The 1,183-nt window shown below is 36.4% G+C and carries 2 pseudogenes; both read right to left on the reverse strand.

Annotated features, from left to right (window positions below):
* Positions 1 to 862: pseudogene (locus tag O9290_RS08510) on the reverse strand (ISKra4 family transposase); the annotation flags it as partial.
* Between the two features lie 143 nt (positions 863 to 1,005).
* Positions 1,006 to 1,183: pseudogene (locus tag O9290_RS08515) on the reverse strand (ISAs1 family transposase); the annotation flags it as partial.

A 1,183-nucleotide genomic window follows, 5' to 3' on the forward strand; every position in this document is an offset into this window, starting at 1 on the left:
ATAATAAAATTCTCCACTTGCGGCTCTGACCATCCCTCAAAACAGGAGATAGCAGCATCCACTTCCCCCTTCCATAGAAAACATTTTACCTCATCAATCCGCTGGAATGACCCGCCAACTTTATAGAGGTTTTCGATTAAATGATACCAATCCAATATTTCAATTCTTTCCTGTTTCTCTCCTATCTGACCAAATAAATTCCAGATACCATCATGTCCATCTCCTAAACAAATTAAAGGTTCAGCCAAAACTTGAGAATTAACCAAATCTAATAAAGCCGAGTTATCTTGAAAAAAGGCCGCTACCCCCAGTTGATGAAAACTCACTGCTTTATAATCACGCCAAATCAAGGCTTTTCCCTTGGCAGTTCTTAGTCGTACCTTACCGCCATCTATGCTCATTTCTTCGACTTCAACTTCTGGGTTAGACGGTAATTCTTCAAAAGCATAGCGATGTACGAGGCGTTGTTGGGTACTGTGAGAAACAGCAATTCCTGTCAATGATTTGATTTTCTGCGCCGATTTTTCGTAGGATTCATCGCCACTTAATAGCAAACAGTTCTTCTCTAACATTGGACTCATCTGAGTCCGAGACTTTATTTCTAATTTTTTCGCTTGTTTTTCTGTAATTGGTAATTCCCCCAAAATACTTTTCACTTTTCTCGTCCGACCGGCAGTTTCTTCTGTGCTTGTTTTGACAAAAAAATACCGATTTCTGGGTTAACATAATGAATCATTAAATCTCTGACTGTCTCCTCTATCTCTCCCAAGTTATTAAATTTCTTAATTTGGGATTGCTCATAGAGACATTGCCCTAACTCTTGACATAACTCTTTAATTCTTTTTTCATTTTCTGATAACATTGAATTATTCCTCCCATCGAGAGCTATTCTGAATTGTAAGTTATAACTATTATAATCTCATTTCTCTTTGTGATCAAGTTGAAGATTTTCTAGTTTTTGACTGCTATAAGTATTAATACTCATTGCATAAGTGAGATGCTCCCCCCTTGTCTTTCATTGTTCCTCACTTTAAAAACTTCTATTTTTCTTGATATTTTTCGTCCATGACTATTATCTTGTTCAAGAAAGCAACTTTCTGGCTTTGAGGAATTACTCAGGTCTTGTATTCGCTGATCAAGATTTTTCTGATTTCCTTTAACGGTGATAACATAATCATTTTTA

Origin of the sequence: Microcystis sp. LE19-41.2A (assembly GCF_027530405.1) — a bacterium.
Classification (GTDB): Bacteria; Cyanobacteriota; Cyanobacteriia; order Cyanobacteriales; family Microcystaceae; genus Microcystis; species Microcystis aeruginosa.